Source organism: Cupriavidus sp. GW821-FHT02F09, from assembly GCF_059421605.1.
In genome coordinates, this window is the sequence record NZ_JBWKVH010000004.1 from 22,668 (window position 1) to 38,547 (window position 15,880).

Below are 15,880 nucleotides of genomic sequence, written 5' to 3' on the forward strand. Positions count from 1 at the left end.
GATGGCAAGCGCAAGCCCGCGCGCGCTGCGAGCGGCCCGTCGGCTAGCGCAAATGCGACAGTGGCAACGGCCCGTCGCGCTTGAGCGCGGTCAGCACGATGTTGGAACGCACGCTTTCCACACCCGGCACGCGCATGAGCTTCTTCATCGTGAATTCAGCCAGCGTCGGCAGGTCGGGCACCATGATGCGCAGCAGGTAGTCGGCCTCGCCCGCCACGGAGTAGCACTCCTGCACTTCTTCCAGCAGCAGGATGTCCTCGCGGAAGCGCTCGACAATGGTGTCGCCGTGATGGGCCAGCTTGACGCTGGTGAACACCAGCACGCCAAGCCCGAGCGATGGCGGCGAGAGCACCACGCGGTAGCCGGTGATCACGCCGTCGGCCTCCAGCCGCGCGAGCCGACGCCCGATCTGGCTGGGTGAGAGATGAATGCGCTCGGCGAGCTGCTGGTGGGTGGAGCGGCCGTCGGTCTGCAACGCTGCCAGCAGCGCGAGGTCGAATGGGTCGAGATTGATCATGGTCATGTCGCTTCGGTCGCTTTGGTCGCCTTGGACACGTTCGACGCGTTAGTCGAGTCGGAATCGCTTCTTGTTGTGCACCAGGCCTGCGGGTAGGAATGCTACCCCCGCCGCCGCCTGTCGGCACGCCGATTGTCACTGGCAGCGCACCCGCGCATATTTCCCGCAAACAATACCAAATTTTTGCGTACTTGATGCATCACCTGACGAAACCAAGCCGCTTTTGCGGGCCATTCGCGTCACCTCCTCGCTAAACTGTGCGGTAAATCTGCAGGAGATAAAACATCATGGACGCAATGGCTACCGCCACCCACGCTGGCGACGCCCAGGCCAGCTTTTCCGGCACCCTGACCGACAAGCTCAAGGAACAATTCGACGCCGGCCTGCTGTCCGGCCAGGAATTGCGCCCCGATTTCAGCATCGCGCAGCCACTGGACCGCTATACGGACACCGACCACGCGGTGTGGGCCAAGCTCTATGACCGACAGGCCTCGATGCTGCGCGGCCGCGTCTGCGATGAGTTCCTGCAAGGCCTGTCCACGCTGGGCATGGGGCGCGACCGCGTGCCCAGCTTCGACCAGCTCAACGAAACCCTGATGCGCGCCACTGGCTGGCAGGTGGTGGCGGTGCCCGGCCTGGTGCCGGATGCCGTGTTCTTCGAGCACCTGGCCAACCGCCGCTTTCCCGCCAGCTGGTGGATGCGCAAGCCCGAGCAGCTCGATTACCTGCAGGAGCCCGACTGCTTCCACGATGTGTTCGGCCATGTGCCGCTGCTGATCAACCCGGTCTTTGCCAACTACATGGAGGCCTACGGCAAGGGCGGGCTCAAGGCCGCCTCGCTGGGCGCGCTCGACATGCTGGCGCGGCTGTACTGGTACACCGTGGAATTCGGCCTGATCCGCACACCGGAAGGCCTGCGCATCTACGGCGCGGGCATCCTGTCGAGCCAGGGCGAATCGATCTACAGCCTGGACTCGGCCAGCCCCAACCGCATCGGCTTCGATGTGCGGCGCATCATGCGCACGCGCTACCGCATCGACACTTTCCAGAAGACGTACTTCGTGATCGACAGCTTCGATCAACTGTTCGACGCCACCCGCCCCGACTTTGCGCCGCTGTATGAGGAACTGCGCACACAGCCCACGCTGGGCGCGGGCGACGTGGGGCAATCCGACCTCGTGCTCCAGCGCGGCTCGCGCGAAGGCTGGGCCGACAGCGGCGACGTCTGACACGCGCTACCCTCGCTACCCGCGCGCGCCCTTTGTGAAACAATGACGGCGTGCCCGCTCCGCCTCCGCCTCAATGCACATCGCAAGGGCCGGGAGGCCGAGCCGGCGGGCCGGCATTGACCCTTGCCAACTTCCTTTTCGACCATCGAGCCCATCATGTCCCCTGCGCCTGTCGTGCCCCTAACGCTTGAAGAACGTGCACCGCTGCTGGCCAGCCTGCCCGGCTGGAGCACCGTCGATGACCGCGATGCGATCCACAAGCGCTTTACCTTTGCCGACTTCAACGCTGCCTTCGCCTTCATGACGCGCGTGGCGCTGGCCGCGGAAAAGGCCGACCACCATCCGGAGTGGTTCAACGTCTACAACCGGGTCGACGTCACCCTGTCCACCCATGACGCCAACGGCCTGACCCGGCGCGACACCGACCTGGCCGCCTTCATGGACCGCGCGGCTGCTTCGCTGGCGAAAGCCTGAGTACGCATGCGGCAAGGCGGGACACGCTGGAGACTGTAGGCAAACCGAAAGCTCGCTGGCGGTCGTGCGCTGTACAATCGGTGGCTGACCGTTTGTAACTTTCGTTACTCTCCCGATCCCTTTCCAGCCTCCCAGCCTGCCACCATGCGTATCCTTCTGATCGAGGACGACCGTCAGATCGCCAGTGGCGTCGAAGCCGGCCTGGCCCAAGCCGGCCATCAGGTGCGCGTGGTGCACGATGGCGTCTACGCCGCCGAGCACCTGCTGCGCGAACAACACGACCTGGTGATCCTCGACCTGGGCCTGCCCGGCATCGACGGCATGACCCTGCTGGCGCGCTACCGCGCCCGCAACCGCACCACGCCGGTCATCATCCTGACCGCGCGCGACGAACTCGAAGACAAGCTCTCCGGCCTGAACGCCGGCGCCGACGACTACCTGGTCAAGCCCTTCGCCCTGCCCGAGCTGGAGGCGCGCGTGCGCGTCTTGCTGCGCCGCAGCCAGCACGGCGAGGCCGCGCCCGAGCGCGACGTGCGGCTCGGCCGGCTACGCCTGTCGGGCAACGACCGCCGCATGTTCATCGATGGCAAGCCGCTGGAGCTCTCGCCGCGCGAATTCGCCGTGCTGGAGCTGCTGCTGCAGCGCCAGGGCCGTGTGGTCAGCAAGGCGCAGCTGCAGGACCACCTCGCCACTTTCGCCCATCCCGCAGGGGAAGGCGGCGACACGGTCGGCGATACCGCCATCGAGGTCTACGTGCACCGCGTGCGCAAGAAGCTTGAAGAATGCGACGTGGAGATCGTGACCGTGCGCGGCTTCGGCTACCTGTTGCAGATCCGCGCCGGCACCTGACGCCGCGCCGAGGGAGAAGCCCGCCATGTGGCTGCGCCCACGTCCTACCCAGCCTCCCAAGGCCCTGACCGATGCCACCAGCGGCGCATCCGGCAAAGCCCCAACGGCCGCCGCGACGCCATCCGCACGCTCGGCCTCCACGCAAAGCCTGCGCGTGCACTTGCTGCGCGCGCTGGCCACGCCACTGTTCGCGCTGGTGCTGACCAGCGGCTCGCTCTCCTACTGGCTGGCGGCGCACTACACCACGCAGGTATTCGACCGCGCGCTGTATGGCGTGGCCAACAATATCGCCCAGCAGATCCGCATTGCCGGCCCCCGGCTGGAGCAAGACATCCCGATGATTGCGCAGACGCTGGTCGAGGCCGAAGGCACCGACCGCATCTATTGGCGCATCCACGGCCCCGACGGGCTGATCGGCGGCATGGATACCTGGCTGGGCTACGGCACCGGGCAAACCTCGCTGCACGATGCGCGGCTCTTCTACGCCTGGTTCAGCGGGCGCCAGGTGCGCGCCGTGCGGCTGCCGGTCAACCTGCCCAGCCCAGCCTCGGATGAACTGGCCACCAGCGAGGCCGGGCGCGTCCCGCGCGGGCCCATCGTGGTGGAAGTGGCCGAGCTGCTGGACCGGCGCGAGACCGCCGCCAACGAGATCCTGCTTTCGGTCTCGGTGCCGCTGATCCTGCTGCTGGTGGTAGGCAGCCTGATCCTCTCGCACGTGCTCAAGGAAGAGCTGGTGCCGCTGCAGATCCTCACCGACAAGCTCAATCGCCAGACGGCGCGCTCGCTGGCGCCGCTCGATGAAACCCAGGTGCCGGCCGAAGTGGAGCCGCTGATCCGCGCGCTCAACGCACTGCTGGCCAGGCTGCGCGATGCCCTGGACGCGCAGCGCAAGTTCATCGCCGATGCCGCGCACCAGTTGCGCACGCCGCTGACCGCCGTCAAGCTGCATGCCGACCGCGCGGTGCAGTCGGTGGATCCCGCAGTGACGGACCACGCGCTGCGCGAGCTGCAATCGGCGGCGGACCGCGCGGTGCGCTTGTCCAACCAGCTGCTCTCGCTGGCCCGTGCGGAGCCCGGACTATCGCTGGAGCGGCTGGGCCCGATCGAGCATTTCGACTTGGCCACGCTGGCCTTCGAGACCGGCGCCGAGTGGGTGCCCCAGGCGCTGGCCCGCCAGATCGACCTGGGCTTCGAGACCTTGCCCGGCCCCACCTTTACCGGCGCGGCGCCCTCGACGGTGCGCGGCAACCGCCTGCTGATGCGCGAAGCGCTCAGCAACCTGATCGACAATGCCGTGAAATATGTGCCGCCTGGCGGGCGCATCACCGTGCGCGCCGGCGGCGAGGCGCTCGGCCATCGCGGCATGGCGGTGGTGATGGTGGAAGACAACGGGCCCGGCATTGCGCTGGCGCGCCGCGAGGAAGTCTTCAAGCGCTTCTTCCGCGGCGACCATACGCCGGGGCCCAATGCACCGGCGCAACCGCCCGGCGGCGCGGGCCTGGGGCTGGCGATCGTGCATGAGATCATCGGCCTGCATCAGGGCACCATCCGCATCGAGGATGTGCCCGCCTCCGGGGAGGAGGCCGAGGTGCGCGGCATGCGCTTTGTAATCCGCATCCCGTGCGAGGCCGCGGGGACGGCCTGAGGCAGGACAAGCCGCGAAGCGGCTCGCCCCTCTCTTTTCCAGCGCTCTACCTGGCCTTTTTTTCCTTCGGCGCCAGCATGGTGCCGCGGCATTTCGGGCTGCCGCAACGGCACTCGAATTCCTTTTTGAGCTTCTTGGTGTAGCGCGCGTCGATCACCAGCCCATAGTCATAGAACAGCTCCTCACCGCCGGCGATGTCGCGCAGCGCGTGGATGAACACCCGCCCCTTCTTCTCGCGCGCCTCGCAATTGGGCTCGCAGGCGTGGTTGATCCAGCGCGCGCGGTTGCCGCCGAACTTGGCGTCGATCACGTCGCCGTCTTCCAGGCTGAAGTAAAAGGTATGGTTGGGATCCGCCGGATCATGCGGATGGCGCTTGAGCGCTTCCTTCCAAGAAATGTGCTCGCCCTTGTATTCGATGATGCGCTCGCCCTCGGCAATCGGCGCGTTCGCATAGACGCCCTTGCCATGCACCCCCGAGCGGCGCACTTCAACGCGGTCGGACGCGGTCTTGCGCTTGCCTTCCTTCGGACTCTTGACGCGCTTGGCGTCTTTCGCCTCAGTCTCTTCCTGCTTCAATTCCTCTTGCTTTGCCTGTTCCGCCATGTGCCATCCCGTATAGATCCGCCTGCCTGCCACCCCGCGTGGCTGCGCGCCGCCCGGGCGCGATGGCGATGATACCTGCCCATATTGACCGCGGCATCCCCTTGCCGGCAAATAGCCGTATACGCGCAGCCCGCCTGAACCTGCACACACCGAGCCAGGTATACGACGCACTGGTTTACGGGGAGGCCCATCATCAAAAACAGCCTCAATCAGCGCTTCGGCGTTTACGTATACAACCGAAACCCCGTCGATCGCCTGTGGATAACCCGGCAAAAATCTGGGGATAAAGACATGCAATTCATGTGGGCTGCCTGGGGTTGGCATGGGGATGCATCAGGCATAAGTCGGAGGGTTGCGCCCGACCCCCTCCACCAAAAGGCTAAGTCATCCACGTCCGCCAACACCGGGTCCCACCACTTCTGCTTCTTACAACACACTGATTTTAAAATCGTTTACTGAGTTATCCACAGAAAGGGCCGCCGTTTACCTACTACTACTATCTGTATACATTAAAGAAAGAAGTAAACAGAAAGGACTGCGTCCTGCTATCGGCGAGCAAAGAGAACCAGGCAAAAAATAAATGGCTGAAGAGCCGCTTCAGACGTGGTTTCTTTTTTGAGCAGAAGGAATTTGCTGGCCGAGGCACGGTTTACTGGCCCGCTCCCATGTTTTTTTGACGAGAAAGAGTGCGTATACGTCCCGTCGCCATGCTAGGCGCGGACGTCGTATACGTGCCGCTTGGTCGCGGTATACGTCCGCGCCGCCTGGCGCGTAAACGCGCACCGTTTGCCCCCCGGTCGGCGCATGCATGACGCGAATAGCCCCGGGATGCCGGCCGCGCTTGCCTATCGAGCACCATGCACAATAGTGCATATCCTGCTGGCAGCCCCTTGAGCCTCGTTGCTACGCTGCGGTGGGTACGCAGTCCCCGCAGCTCGGCTCCAGCGAAAGAATCGCCCACAGCGCCTGTCAGGCCCCTTCACGGGCCGGGATAGTCGCTGCGCGCCGGCCAACTGCCGCTGGCACACGCCCGAGGCCCGGGCATCAGAGCGATTTCGCCCTATACGCACCGGACTGCGCTTCTGCGATGCAATGCCCCTGAGAGGGCCTACAAGGCGATTTGAGCCGTTTTTCAGGCGTGGATGCCCTCTGGGACACCTGGGCGTGTTAACTCGCCTGAGGCGCATCCTGACGCCGGTGAAGGCCCTGCCTATCCCCGCGAATCCCCACAAAGCCCCAGCCAGCGCGGCCTGGAGCAGGATGCGCTGTAACAATCTGTTCCCGGTTGGCATGGCCCGACACGGTATGATGTGGCCCGCGGCGCCTTTGCCGGCGCCGGTGCGCAGTGCGCCGGCCCAGCCAGGCGTCCTTGTTTTATCAACTCGACACGGAGTGAAGCATGACGAAAACCGAACTGATCGACGCCATCGCGGCCGGCGTGGACGGCCTGACCAAAGCCAAGGCAGAACAAGCGCTGAACGTGACGCTTGGCGCCATCATGGAGGCCGTGGCCAAGGGCGACACCCTGAGCCTGATCGGCTTTGGCACCTTCAGCCAGGGCGAGCGCGGCGAACGCATGGCGCGCAACCCCCGCACCGGCGAAGAAATCAAGGTCGAAGCCGCCAAGACCGTCAAGTTCAAGGCTGGCCAGAAGTTCAAGGACGCAGTGAACCAGTGAGTCCCGCGGGCGGTTTCGTGCCAGCCCCGTTGGATCAACCCCGCCGTGCCGCCACCAGTTGCCTGATGGCATGGGTGAGCGCCAGGCGGGGCGCGTTATCCACAGTGTTTGACCCGCGGTTATCCTGCCGCTTCGCCGTATACGCCGCACCCTCCGCCAGCCCGGTAAGATCGTGCCCTATCGGCGCCTTCTCTCTGTAAATACAAGGGTCTAGGGCGTCCTGCTCAGTAGGCCTCTCATGCACCTTCGTTCGCCGCGCGGCAGATTTCCACAGCTTTATTCACAACGTTTCCCACAAAATTTTCCACAGGCACGAGGGCTTGGCCTGCGCCTGCTGATGGCGCTCGCGCTGGTCTCGGGTTGCACCACGCCTTCTCCGCCCGCCCGGCCTCAGGCGACCCCCCTCCCCGATACGGAGAGACCCGTGACAACGTCCGGCGCCACGCAGCGCCAGCGCATCGTCGAGATCGCCTGGCAGGAGTGGCAGCGCTGGGGTGGCCAGACCGTGCGCCTGGGCCGCGACGACACCGCGTGCGTGGCCGACAGCCCGCTACCGGCGCCTGTATTGCCCGGCATGCCGGTGGCGGGGGCCAATGAGGATGGTGTGGATGCCGCGGACCGCTCCGCCGATCGCGAGGAAGAGGATGGCAGCGAGTCAGCCTGCCTGCGCTTTCCCGATGGCACCGGCATGGAGGCCACGCCCCAGGGTTGCAAGCTCGCCCAACGCTATTGGGCCATCGTGGGCAAGGCTGTCACCTGCCGCCAGATCACCCAGGGAAACTGGGCCTGGTCTGCTGTGTTTATTTCCTGGGTGATGCGCAAGGCCGGCCTGGACGACCGCCAGTTCCTGACCGGCGATTCGCACTCGATGTACGTGGTGGACGCGCGCGACGGCATTTTGCCCGCGCCGGCGTTCCGCATCGAGCCGTTGCCCGCCATGCCCCGCCCGGGCGATGTGATCTGCGCCGCGCGCGGGCGCGACAAGTACCTCGACAGCGTGGCCGAGATCGGCTTTGGCACCACGCCCATGCACTGCGACATCGTGGTCGAGGTCGACCCGGCGGCACGCCTGGTCAAGGCCATCGGCGGCAATGTCCAGCAATCGGTGTCGATGGAGCTGATCGAGCTCGGTGACTCCGGCATGATCGACAGCGTGACCAACTCGCACATGCCGTGGCTGCTGATCATGCGCAACACGCTGCCTTGAGGCTGAGGCGTTGCTGGTTGCCCGGCCGTCAGGCCGGCGCACGCGGGTAGCCCCCGGCTTGACCAGTCCTGCAAAATCATTAACATGGTAATCAATCGGGCAGCGGCATGGTTTTTCCCGCGCTAGCATCCTGGCCCGACCCCACCTGAACCGCATTCCGGAAGCGCGCGCACCGACGCCGCAAGCAACGCGAGAGGAGACCTGCATGGCTGTTGCCAACTGTCATCCGGCGGAATGGGAGGCGCGCGTCAAGCTCGCCGCCTGCTACCGCATCTTCGACCGGCTGGGCTGGACCGAGCTGATCTACAACCACATCACCTTGCGCTTGCCGCCGGAGGCTGGCGGCGATGGCAGCAATCCCCATTTCCTGATCAATCCCTTCGGCCTGCGCTATGCGGAGGTGACTGCTTCCAACCTGGTGAAGATCGATCTGGCGGGGCAGGTCATCGGCGAGAGCCGCTGGCCGGTCAACCCGGCCGGCTTCACTGTGCATGCGGCCATCCACGCCGGCATCCCGGGCGCGCATTGCGTCATGCACACGCACACCACGGCGGGCATGGCGGTCGCCTGTTCGGCGCAGGGCCTGTCGATGAGCAACTTTTACGCAGCGCAATTGTTCGACAAGGTGGCCTACCATCCGTTTGAGGGCATCACCGTGCACGAAGACGAAGGGCCGCGCCTGGTGCGCAATATCGGCGACAAGCCCGCTGTGATCCTGCGCAATCATGGCCTGCTGGCCTGGGGTGACAGCATTGCGCGTACCTTTTCCACGCTCTGGCTGCTCAACCGCGCCTGCGAGATCCAGCTGGCCACGCTGGCCATGGGGGCGGCGCTGCCGGTGCCCGAAGAGGTCCAGCGCAAGTGCACGCGCGACTCGCTGCAATTCAATCCCAAGTTCGGCGCGGGCGAAGATGTGTTCGCAGCACTGACCCGTGAAATTGATCGCATCGATGAATCGTATCGTGATTAGCAATCATTGATTCGTTGCGAGAATAAACTTACAGAAACAAGGCAGTCATGACATCCCTATGCATCGTCGGCGCAGGCGCCGTCGGCGGCTTTATCGGCGCGCGGCTCGCCCGTTCCGGCCAGGCGCTGAACGCACTGGCGCGCGGCCAGACGCTGGAGGCGCTGCGCTCGCAAGGCCTGACCCTGATCGAGGGCGAGCGCACCGAGACGTTTCCGGTCAATGCGCAAGGCGATCCCGCAGCGCTAGGTACGCAAGATGTGGTGATCCTGGCGGTGAAAGCCCCGGCATTGCCGCAGCTGGCGCAGACCATCGGGCCACTGATCGGCCCTGATACGGTGGTGGTGACAGCGATGAACGGCGTGCCGTGGTGGTTCTTCGAGCGGCCCGGCCCGCATGCCGGATTGTCGCTGCGCACCGTGGATCCGCAAGGTGCCATTGCGCGCGCCATCCCGGCCGCGCAGGTGATCGGCTGCGTGGTGCACCTGACCGCCTCCACGCCGGCCCCGGCCACTGTGCGCCACGGCTTTGGCGCGCGCCTGATCCTGGGCGCCGCGGGTGGCGCTACGGGCATGGCAGCCGGCAAGCTCGAGGCCGTGGCCAGCCTGCTCGCCAGTGGTGGCCTGGAGGTCGAGCGCAGCGCCGCGATCCAGCAGGACATCTGGTTCAAGCTGTGGGGCAATATGACGATGAACCCGGTCTCCGTGCTGACCGGTGCCACCTGCGACCGCATCCTCGACGATCCGCTGGTCAATCGTTTCTGCCTGGCGGTGATGGAAGAAGCCAACAAGATCGGCGCGGTCATCGGTTGCCCGATTGCGCAGAGCGGCGAGGAGCGCAGCCAGGTCACGCGCAAGCTGGGCGCTTTCAAGACTTCGATGCTGCAGGATGCGCAGGCCGGGCGGCCAGTGGAGATCGATGCGCTGGTGGCATCGGTGCGGGAAATCGGCGAGCACGTCGGGATCGCGACCCCCAACATCGATGCGCTGCTGGGGCTGGTACGGCTACATGCGCAGGTGCGTGGGCTTTATTGACGGGGTGTGTCCGGGTAACGGAGTTGGGTATTCATGCCACTAATCAAGATGGCCTATCTATTTTGTGATCAATAGATAGTAAGAATTATTTTGACCTGAATTGCCAAGACTTGGCCCACTGCTCGTTGAGTGAATTGCCTTGAAGACACGAAAATTATCTACGTGAGAAATATTTTCTATTAATAATCGGTCTAGTTCATTGTTTGCGAAAATATAAAGGGGCCTCCATGAGGCCCCTTTTTCACCCTTGCGTCGCCAGCTTCGCGCGCTGGCGCCCCGCCCATATCCCCTCGACCGCATAAACAAGCAGCGATATCCAGATCATCGCGAAGCCGATCTGCTTGCTGGCCGGGAACGGCTCGTTCCAGAGCCATACGCCGAGCAGCAGCTGCAGCGTCGGGCCGGTGTACTGCAGCAGCCCCAGCAAGGACAGCGGGATACGCCGCGCGCCGGCCGCAAACAGCAGCAAGGGGACGGCGGTGACCGGCCCGGCAAGCAGCGCCAGCAACTGCACCCCGCCGCCCACCTCGGTGAAGTCGGCTTGCCCCGTCGCGAACAGGTACGCCAGGGCGCTTGCCGCCAGCGGGAACAGCAGCATGGTCTCCAGCGAGAGGCCTTCCAGCGCACCCAGCGTAGCGGTCTTGCGCAGCAGCCCGTAGCCGCCGAAGGTGGCGGCCAGCGCCAGCGCAATCCATGGCAACTGGCCTGCTGCCACGGTCAGCCAGATTACGCCTGCCGCAGCCAGCGCAATGGAGGCCCACTGGCCGGGACGCAGCCGCTCGTGCAGGAACAGCACGCCCAGCAGTACATTGAACAGCGGGTTGATGAAGTAGCCCAGGCTGGCGTCGACCACCCGGCCGTTCGATACCGACCAGATGTAGAGAAACCAGTTTCCGCTCAGCAGCAGCGCACTGGCGACGAAGCCGGCCAGCAGGCGCGGATTGGTCCAGACGCCGCGCAGCCAGCCCCAGTGGCGCCGCCAGGTCAGCACCAGCCCCAGGAACACCAGCGACCACACCATGCGGTGCAGCAGGATCTCCATAGGCGCGATGCCGTGGAGGGATTTGATATAGAGCGGCAGCAAGCCCCAGATGATGTAGGCGAGCAACGCGTAGAAGATGCCGGTTTGCATGAAGAGTCCCAAGGAATCGGGGGATTCTACCGGCGTAAAAAAGCCCGTGCCGGGCACGGGCTTTTGGCTGGCTTGCGCCACCTCGCATGGATGGCGGCAGCACGCTTACAGCTTGCGCGCGAAGCTGAACTGCGAAAATGCTTGCTCGGCCACGTTGAACCACGCTGCTTCGTTGTTGCGGAAGACGCGCCAGTCGTCGTAGATCTTCTTGAACGACGGGTTCTTGGCGGTTTCCTCGGCGTAGGCGTCCTGGGTGGCCTTGAAGCAGGCCTCCATGATTTCCTTGGAGAACGGACGCAGCTTCACGCCGTTTTCCAGCAGGCGGGCCAGCGCTTGCGGATTGACCGCGTCGTACTTGGCCATCATGTTGGTGTGGACTTCGATCGTGGCCGTTTCCAGCGCGCGCTTGTACAGCGCGGGCAGCTTCTCGTACTCGGTTGCCGACGAATAGAAGGATAGCTGCGCGCTGCCTTCCCACCAGCCCGGGTAGTAGTAGTACGGAGCGACCTTGTAGAAGCCGAGCTTCTCGTCATCGTACGGGCCAACCCATTCCGCCGCATCGATGGTGCCCTTTTCCAGCGCGGGATAGATGTCGCCGCCAGCGATCTGCTGCGGCACCACGCCCAGGCGCGACAGCACCACGCCAGCGAAACCTGCGATCCGGTACTTCAGGCCCTGCAGGTCGGCAACCGTCTTGATCTCCTTGCGGAACCAGCCGCCCATCTGCGCGTTGGTATTGCCGCCCAGGAAGTTGACGACGTTGTATTCCTTGAAGAATTCGCGCATCAGCTTCATGCCGTTGCCCTGCATCATCCAGGCGTTTTGCTGGCGCGAGGTCAGGCCGAACGGGACGGTGGTGTCGAAGCACAGCGTCGGGTTCTTGCCGAAGTAGTAGTAGCCGGCGGTGTGGCCGATCTGGACGGTGTTGTTCTGCACCGCGTCCAGCACCTGCAGGCCCGGCACGAGTTCGCCGGCGGCGAAGACCTTGATGTTGAATTTGCCGTCGGTCAGTTCCTTGACCCGTTGCGACAGCAGCTCGGCGCCACCGTAGATGGTGTCAAGAGACTTGGGGAAGCTCGAAGCCAGGCGCCATTCCACGGCCGGATTGCTGCCGATCACGGCCGGCGCGCTGGCACCGGCGGCGGCCGGCGCGGCGGCCTTTTCTTCCTTGCCGCACGCGGCCAGCGCACCCGTGGCGGCCACGGCCGATGCCTTCAACAGAAAGGAACGACGTTCCATGACTTCTCCTCTTTTATAGATTTTTAGTGCGGCAGCAGGGGGTAGGCACGCCCGCGTCATGCGCGGGCATTGCGCTCTGTACCGAGACGCGCAAGCAGCCAGGGTAAGGCCACCGCGCAACAATGAGCCTGTTACGGAGACACGCCAGGAATGTGGCGTATCCTGGCATGCCTTCGTAACAGGCTCGGGGGCGCCGGTCCGTACCCGTCGGACAGGCCCGATGATTATAGCGGTGGCCCTTTCGCCACGGGGGGCCGCGCAAGTCCGGGTTTTCGCTAGGAAAGTGCAGATTTAGGGGCGGCCGTACATCGTCCTGTCATCCCGCTCCGCTCCCATTGGCATGACCGCGCCATCGCGTGCCAGATGCCGCAAGCGACGTATTCCATATGGTGAGAAGGACGCCCCGCCGCGGATTTTGTAACCCCGCTTGCGGTCCAATCGGTCGACTGTTAAAAAATCACGCCTTACTGGTTCTGCCCTATGTTGTTTGCCGTTTCGCCCGCCTCCGGCCGCCTGCCGGCGCTCCGCTCGCGTTGCCTCGCCGTTGCCGTGCTGGCCGCCTGGGGATGGAACGCGTGCGCGCAGACCGGGCCTGACCTGGCGGCAGCCGATGTGCCGGCCACGCCCACGGCGGCACAGCGTGCGGCGACCCCGCCTGAGGCTGATCCGCTGGCAGCGCTGATTTCGAATGAACAAGCGGCCGCGGCCCCGATAGCCGGCGACGCCCCTGCCGCGGCTATCGCGCCGGAAGCGCCCAAAGCCGCCGCCGCTGATGGTGCTTCGCCCGCCACCAGCACCGCCACCCCCCCCGCCCTGCCTGAGCCGCCTCCGCCTGCTACCTGGGCCAATGCCGGGCTGGATGACAACGGTATCGAGCTCGCCGGCCCGCCCGATCCACCTTTGCCCCCGGAGCCGGTTGTTGCGCCTCCCCCGCCCGTGGTGCTCTTTCCCAAGCGCCTTGGCGAGTTCGTGGCGGACGCCATGCCGAAGGCTGCCACGCCCGCCGAGGGCGAGGATGCCGACACGCCGGCGCTGGCCGGCGAAAGCTATGCGCTGGTGTCCCAGCTGCCCGCCGATGATCCTGCCGGCGAGCAGGTCTGGCGGCTTGGCTACAGCGGGCGCGCCGCGTATGACGATCGCACCACCGCCACCCGTGCCTGCGCTGGCGGCGGCACCTTGTCCACCGGCATCGGTGGCGGACTCGCGTGCCGCAGCACCGGCGAGGTCAAGGTCAAGGAGTCCCTGTTCTCGCTCGACGGCGGCGCGCAGGTGCAACTGGTGGCGCAGGCCAAGGGGACCGATGCCACGTCGATCAATGGCCGCCCGGCCGCGGTTGATCCCTATGCCCTGCTGCCGCAGATCTATACCTCGGTCAGCGGGCTGTCGGTGCTGGACGGCGCCACGATGTGGGCCGGCCGGCGCGAGAGCGCATCGTTCCTGATGTCGTCGGGACTGCTGCCGCCTACATCGCCGGCGATGCGTTTCGGCGTGGATAACGCCCGCTTTGGCGACATCGCGCTCAACTACCAGTACACCGCGCGCAATGACCTGAACGGCGCCAACCTGCCGAGCTATCACTCGCTGCGCACCGCGCCCATCGCCACCAATGAGAAAGGCTCGGTGCAACTGGGCTATACGCGGGTGGAAGCGCAGCCGCTGATCCAGCAGACCGGCAGTGCGTGGTGGGTGTCGGCCATGCACGAGCAGCAAGGCGTGCTCGCCGGCACCAACCGCTTCGGCATGCAGTTTGGCGAGGGCAGCCGTAACGCGTTGACCGGCTACACCGGCATGGGGCCCGCCTTGTCGCGGGTACGCGTGGCCGAATCGATGGAGTGGAAGCAACGCTCGGGGCTGGGCCTGGCGGGCTCGGTTGAGTCCAGCATGCAGTTCGACCGCTCGCCGGTGGGCACGCTGCAATGGATGGCCACGCGCGTGCGCCCCGCCTATATCGCCAGCGACCAGTTCAAGCTGACCTTCGAAGTGGCGCACGACCAGATCTCTTCGGGCTTCGGCGCCAGCGGACAGCGCACTGCGGTGACCGTGGCGCCTACCTTCACGCTTGGCAAGGCGGCCGGCAATGCCAACCTGCGCGCCTTCTACACCTACAGCAAGGCCAACGACGTGGACGGCATCGCCTTTGCCTCACCCACCGATACCTGGGCTTCGCAGACCTCGGGCTCAATCTTCGGCGTACAGCTCAATCGCCGCTGGTAGGCGCGATAGCGGCTGCAGCCGCTGCTCGCCATGGCGCCTTGCGCGTGAGCGGCGCGCGGCCCGGCAGCACCGCGGGTGCTCGCAGCAGCCAGTGGAAGACCAGCGCGGCGCTCAGCCCGCCCGCTAGCTGCGCTAGCACGAAGCCCGGCACATCGATGGCGCGAATGCCGGTGAAGGTTGCCGTCAGCGCGCACGCAAGGGTCAGCGCCGGGTTGGCGAATGACGTCGATGCCGTGAACCAGTACCCTGCAGTGATATAGCCCGCCACTGCGAACGGCACCAGCCCGGGCCGGCTGCGCCCGGTGCCAATCGCTATGCCGACGAGGCCAAAGGTGGCAACAAACTCGCTCCACCACATCGATGGCCCGGTACGGCTTTGCGCCGACCAGGCCAGCGTCGGCTCGCCAAACATCGCATGCGCGCAGGCGACCCCTGCGATGGCGCCGCCCATCTGCACCAGTCCGTAGCGCCAGGCATCGCGCGCCGGCAGCGCGCCGCGCACCATCGCGCAGAGCGTGACGACCGGGTTGAAGTGCCCACCCGAGACCGGTCCCAGCGCGAGCAACAATGCAATCAGCCCGCCGCCCGTGGCCAGCGAGTTCGCCAGCAAGGCCAGCGCGACATTGCCGCCGGCCAGCTGCTGCGCACGAATGCCCGAGCCCACCACCACCGCTACCAGCAGCGCCGTGCCGAGTCCTTCCGCGACCAGGCGCTGGCAGAGCGTGCTCGCAGCCGCAGGTACGCTTGCGCTGTGTGGTTCGGCAGCGTGGGCCGGGTCGGCCATGGTGTCGGGGGAAGGCGCGTGCATCGGGTTTGCAGTGATGGGCGGGAGCGCGCAGTGTTTCGTCTTTCGCCTCGCAGCGTCAATGCATGCTTGGGTTGTTTTGAATGAACCGGTGGTATCGAATGCTTGGCGTGCTTGGCTGAATCGCTATCGGGATGGCATGGATGGTGGCATGACATCGCGAAAATCGGAGGTCAGGATCAAATGCGAAAAGCGGATTTTGGGGGTAATTGGCGCAATGCCGATAATCGCGGACGCGATGGCACTGGACGGACGAATTCGTGCCTAAACATTAGGCGGTGGCAGG

General features: G+C 65.3%; 14 protein-coding genes. 9 read left to right on the forward strand and 5 right to left on the reverse strand.

Annotated features, from left to right (window positions below):
• Positions 1-43 precede the first annotated feature (43 nt).
• A complete protein-coding gene (locus AC07XB_RS06085; protein WP_150987569.1) occupies positions 44-523 on the reverse strand; it encodes an Lrp/AsnC family transcriptional regulator in 480 nt (159 codons plus the stop codon).
• Between the two features lie 290 nt (positions 524-813).
• Between AC07XB_RS06085 and phhA the strand changes: the two genes are divergently transcribed.
• From phhA to AC07XB_RS06105, 4 genes are all read left to right on the forward strand, one after another.
• Complete coding sequence (gene phhA, locus AC07XB_RS06090) at positions 814-1,746, forward strand: phenylalanine 4-monooxygenase (RefSeq protein ID WP_492827645.1); 933 nt, start codon at positions 814-816, stop codon at positions 1,744-1,746.
• A gap of 156 nt (positions 1,747-1,902) precedes the next feature.
• Positions 1,903-2,220, forward strand: a complete 318-nt coding sequence (locus AC07XB_RS06095; protein ID WP_253929198.1) for a 4a-hydroxytetrahydrobiopterin dehydratase — start codon at positions 1,903-1,905, stop codon at positions 2,218-2,220.
• Between the two features lie 144 nt (positions 2,221-2,364).
• Positions 2,365-3,069 carry a response regulator transcription factor gene (locus AC07XB_RS06100; RefSeq protein WP_492827612.1) on the forward strand — a complete coding sequence of 235 codons (705 nt, stop codon included), beginning with the start codon at positions 2,365-2,367 and terminating at the stop codon, positions 3,067-3,069.
• Between the two features lie 25 nt (positions 3,070-3,094).
• On the forward strand, positions 3,095-4,714 hold the full coding sequence (locus AC07XB_RS06105; RefSeq protein WP_492375418.1) for a sensor histidine kinase: 1,620 nt from the start codon (positions 3,095-3,097) through the stop codon (positions 4,712-4,714).
• 46 nt (positions 4,715-4,760) lie between these two features.
• Here AC07XB_RS06105 and AC07XB_RS06110 read toward each other — a convergent pair whose 3' ends face one another.
• Positions 4,761-5,318, reverse strand: coding sequence for an SET domain-containing protein (locus tag AC07XB_RS06110; RefSeq protein ID WP_492375431.1), 558 nt, complete (start codon positions 5,316-5,318; stop codon positions 4,761-4,763).
• Positions 5,319-6,717: 1,399 nt separating this feature from the next.
• Here AC07XB_RS06110 and AC07XB_RS06115 point away from each other — a divergent pair.
• From AC07XB_RS06115 to AC07XB_RS06130, 4 genes are all read left to right on the forward strand, one after another.
• Entirely contained in the window at positions 6,718-6,996 is a 279-nt protein-coding gene (locus tag AC07XB_RS06115; RefSeq protein ID WP_006162250.1) for an HU family DNA-binding protein, read from the forward strand.
• 238 nt (positions 6,997-7,234) lie between these two features.
• Positions 7,235-8,203: a DUF2272 domain-containing protein gene (locus AC07XB_RS06120; protein WP_492809203.1), complete on the forward strand. Its 969-nt coding sequence runs from the start codon at positions 7,235-7,237 to the stop codon at positions 8,201-8,203.
• A gap of 205 nt (positions 8,204-8,408) precedes the next feature.
• Positions 8,409-9,173, forward strand: a complete 765-nt coding sequence (locus AC07XB_RS06125) for a class II aldolase/adducin family protein (RefSeq protein WP_492809204.1) — start codon at positions 8,409-8,411, stop codon at positions 9,171-9,173.
• Between the two features lie 47 nt (positions 9,174-9,220).
• Positions 9,221-10,204 carry a 2-dehydropantoate 2-reductase gene (locus AC07XB_RS06130; RefSeq protein ID WP_492827610.1) on the forward strand — a complete coding sequence of 328 codons (984 nt, stop codon included), beginning with the start codon at positions 9,221-9,223 and terminating at the stop codon, positions 10,202-10,204.
• Positions 10,205-10,445: 241 nt separating this feature from the next.
• Here AC07XB_RS06130 and rarD read toward each other — a convergent pair whose 3' ends face one another.
• Both rarD and AC07XB_RS06140 read right to left on the reverse strand, forming a co-directional pair.
• Positions 10,446-11,336 (reverse strand): EamA family transporter RarD, encoded by an 891-nt coding sequence (gene rarD / locus AC07XB_RS06135; protein WP_492375414.1) that lies wholly within the window; start codon positions 11,334-11,336, stop codon positions 10,446-10,448.
• 105 nt (positions 11,337-11,441) lie between these two features.
• Positions 11,442-12,575 carry a TRAP transporter substrate-binding protein gene (locus AC07XB_RS06140; protein ID WP_174424353.1) on the reverse strand — a complete coding sequence of 378 codons (1,134 nt, stop codon included), beginning with the start codon at positions 12,573-12,575 and terminating at the stop codon, positions 11,442-11,444.
• A gap of 480 nt (positions 12,576-13,055) precedes the next feature.
• Here AC07XB_RS06140 and AC07XB_RS06145 point away from each other — a divergent pair, with 480 nt between their 5' ends.
• Positions 13,056-14,789, forward strand: coding sequence for a carbohydrate porin (locus tag AC07XB_RS06145; RefSeq protein WP_492827608.1), 1,734 nt, complete (start codon positions 13,056-13,058; stop codon positions 14,787-14,789).
• Here the strand turns inward: AC07XB_RS06145 and AC07XB_RS06150 are convergent.
• Entirely contained in the window at positions 14,773-15,573 is an 801-nt protein-coding gene (locus AC07XB_RS06150; RefSeq protein WP_492376174.1) for an aquaporin, read from the reverse strand. The genes AC07XB_RS06145 and AC07XB_RS06150 overlap by 17 nt on opposite strands.
• Positions 15,574-15,880: the final 307 nt, after the last annotated feature.

Excerpts from the sequence above, each read along its gene's own strand:
- AC07XB_RS06095 (WP_253929198.1), top strand. The coding sequence starts at position 1,903 with ATGTCCCCTGCGCCTGTCGTGCCCCTAACGCTTGAAGAACGTGCACCG.
- phhA (WP_492827645.1), top strand. The coding sequence starts at position 814 with ATGGCTACCGCCACCCACGCTGGCGACGCCCAGGCCAGCTTTTCCGGC.
- AC07XB_RS06145 (WP_492827608.1), top strand. The coding sequence starts at position 13,056 with ATGTTGTTTGCCGTTTCGCCCGCCTCCGGCCGCCTGCCGGCGCTCCGC.
- rarD (WP_492375414.1), bottom strand. The coding sequence starts at position 11,336 with ATGCAAACCGGCATCTTCTACGCGTTGCTCGCCTACATCATCTGGGGC.
- AC07XB_RS06115 (WP_006162250.1), top strand. The coding sequence starts at position 6,718 with ATGACGAAAACCGAACTGATCGACGCCATCGCGGCCGGCGTGGACGGC.
- AC07XB_RS06140 (WP_174424353.1), bottom strand. The coding sequence starts at position 12,575 with ATGGAACGTCGTTCCTTTCTGTTGAAGGCATCGGCCGTGGCCGCCACG.
- AC07XB_RS06110 (WP_492375431.1), bottom strand. The coding sequence starts at position 5,318 with ATGGCGGAACAGGCAAAGCAAGAGGAATTGAAGCAGGAAGAGACTGAG.
- AC07XB_RS06125 (WP_492809204.1), top strand. The coding sequence starts at position 8,409 with ATGGCTGTTGCCAACTGTCATCCGGCGGAATGGGAGGCGCGCGTCAAG.
- AC07XB_RS06105 (WP_492375418.1), top strand. The coding sequence starts at position 3,095 with ATGTGGCTGCGCCCACGTCCTACCCAGCCTCCCAAGGCCCTGACCGAT.
- AC07XB_RS06130 (WP_492827610.1), top strand. The coding sequence starts at position 9,221 with ATGACATCCCTATGCATCGTCGGCGCAGGCGCCGTCGGCGGCTTTATC.
- AC07XB_RS06085 (WP_150987569.1), bottom strand. The coding sequence starts at position 523 with ATGACCATGATCAATCTCGACCCATTCGACCTCGCGCTGCTGGCAGCG.
- AC07XB_RS06150 (WP_492376174.1), bottom strand. The coding sequence starts at position 15,573 with ATGGCCGACCCGGCCCACGCTGCCGAACCACACAGCGCAAGCGTACCT.
- AC07XB_RS06100 (WP_492827612.1), top strand. The coding sequence starts at position 2,365 with ATGCGTATCCTTCTGATCGAGGACGACCGTCAGATCGCCAGTGGCGTC.
- AC07XB_RS06120 (WP_492809203.1), top strand. The coding sequence starts at position 7,235 with ATGCACCTTCGTTCGCCGCGCGGCAGATTTCCACAGCTTTATTCACAA.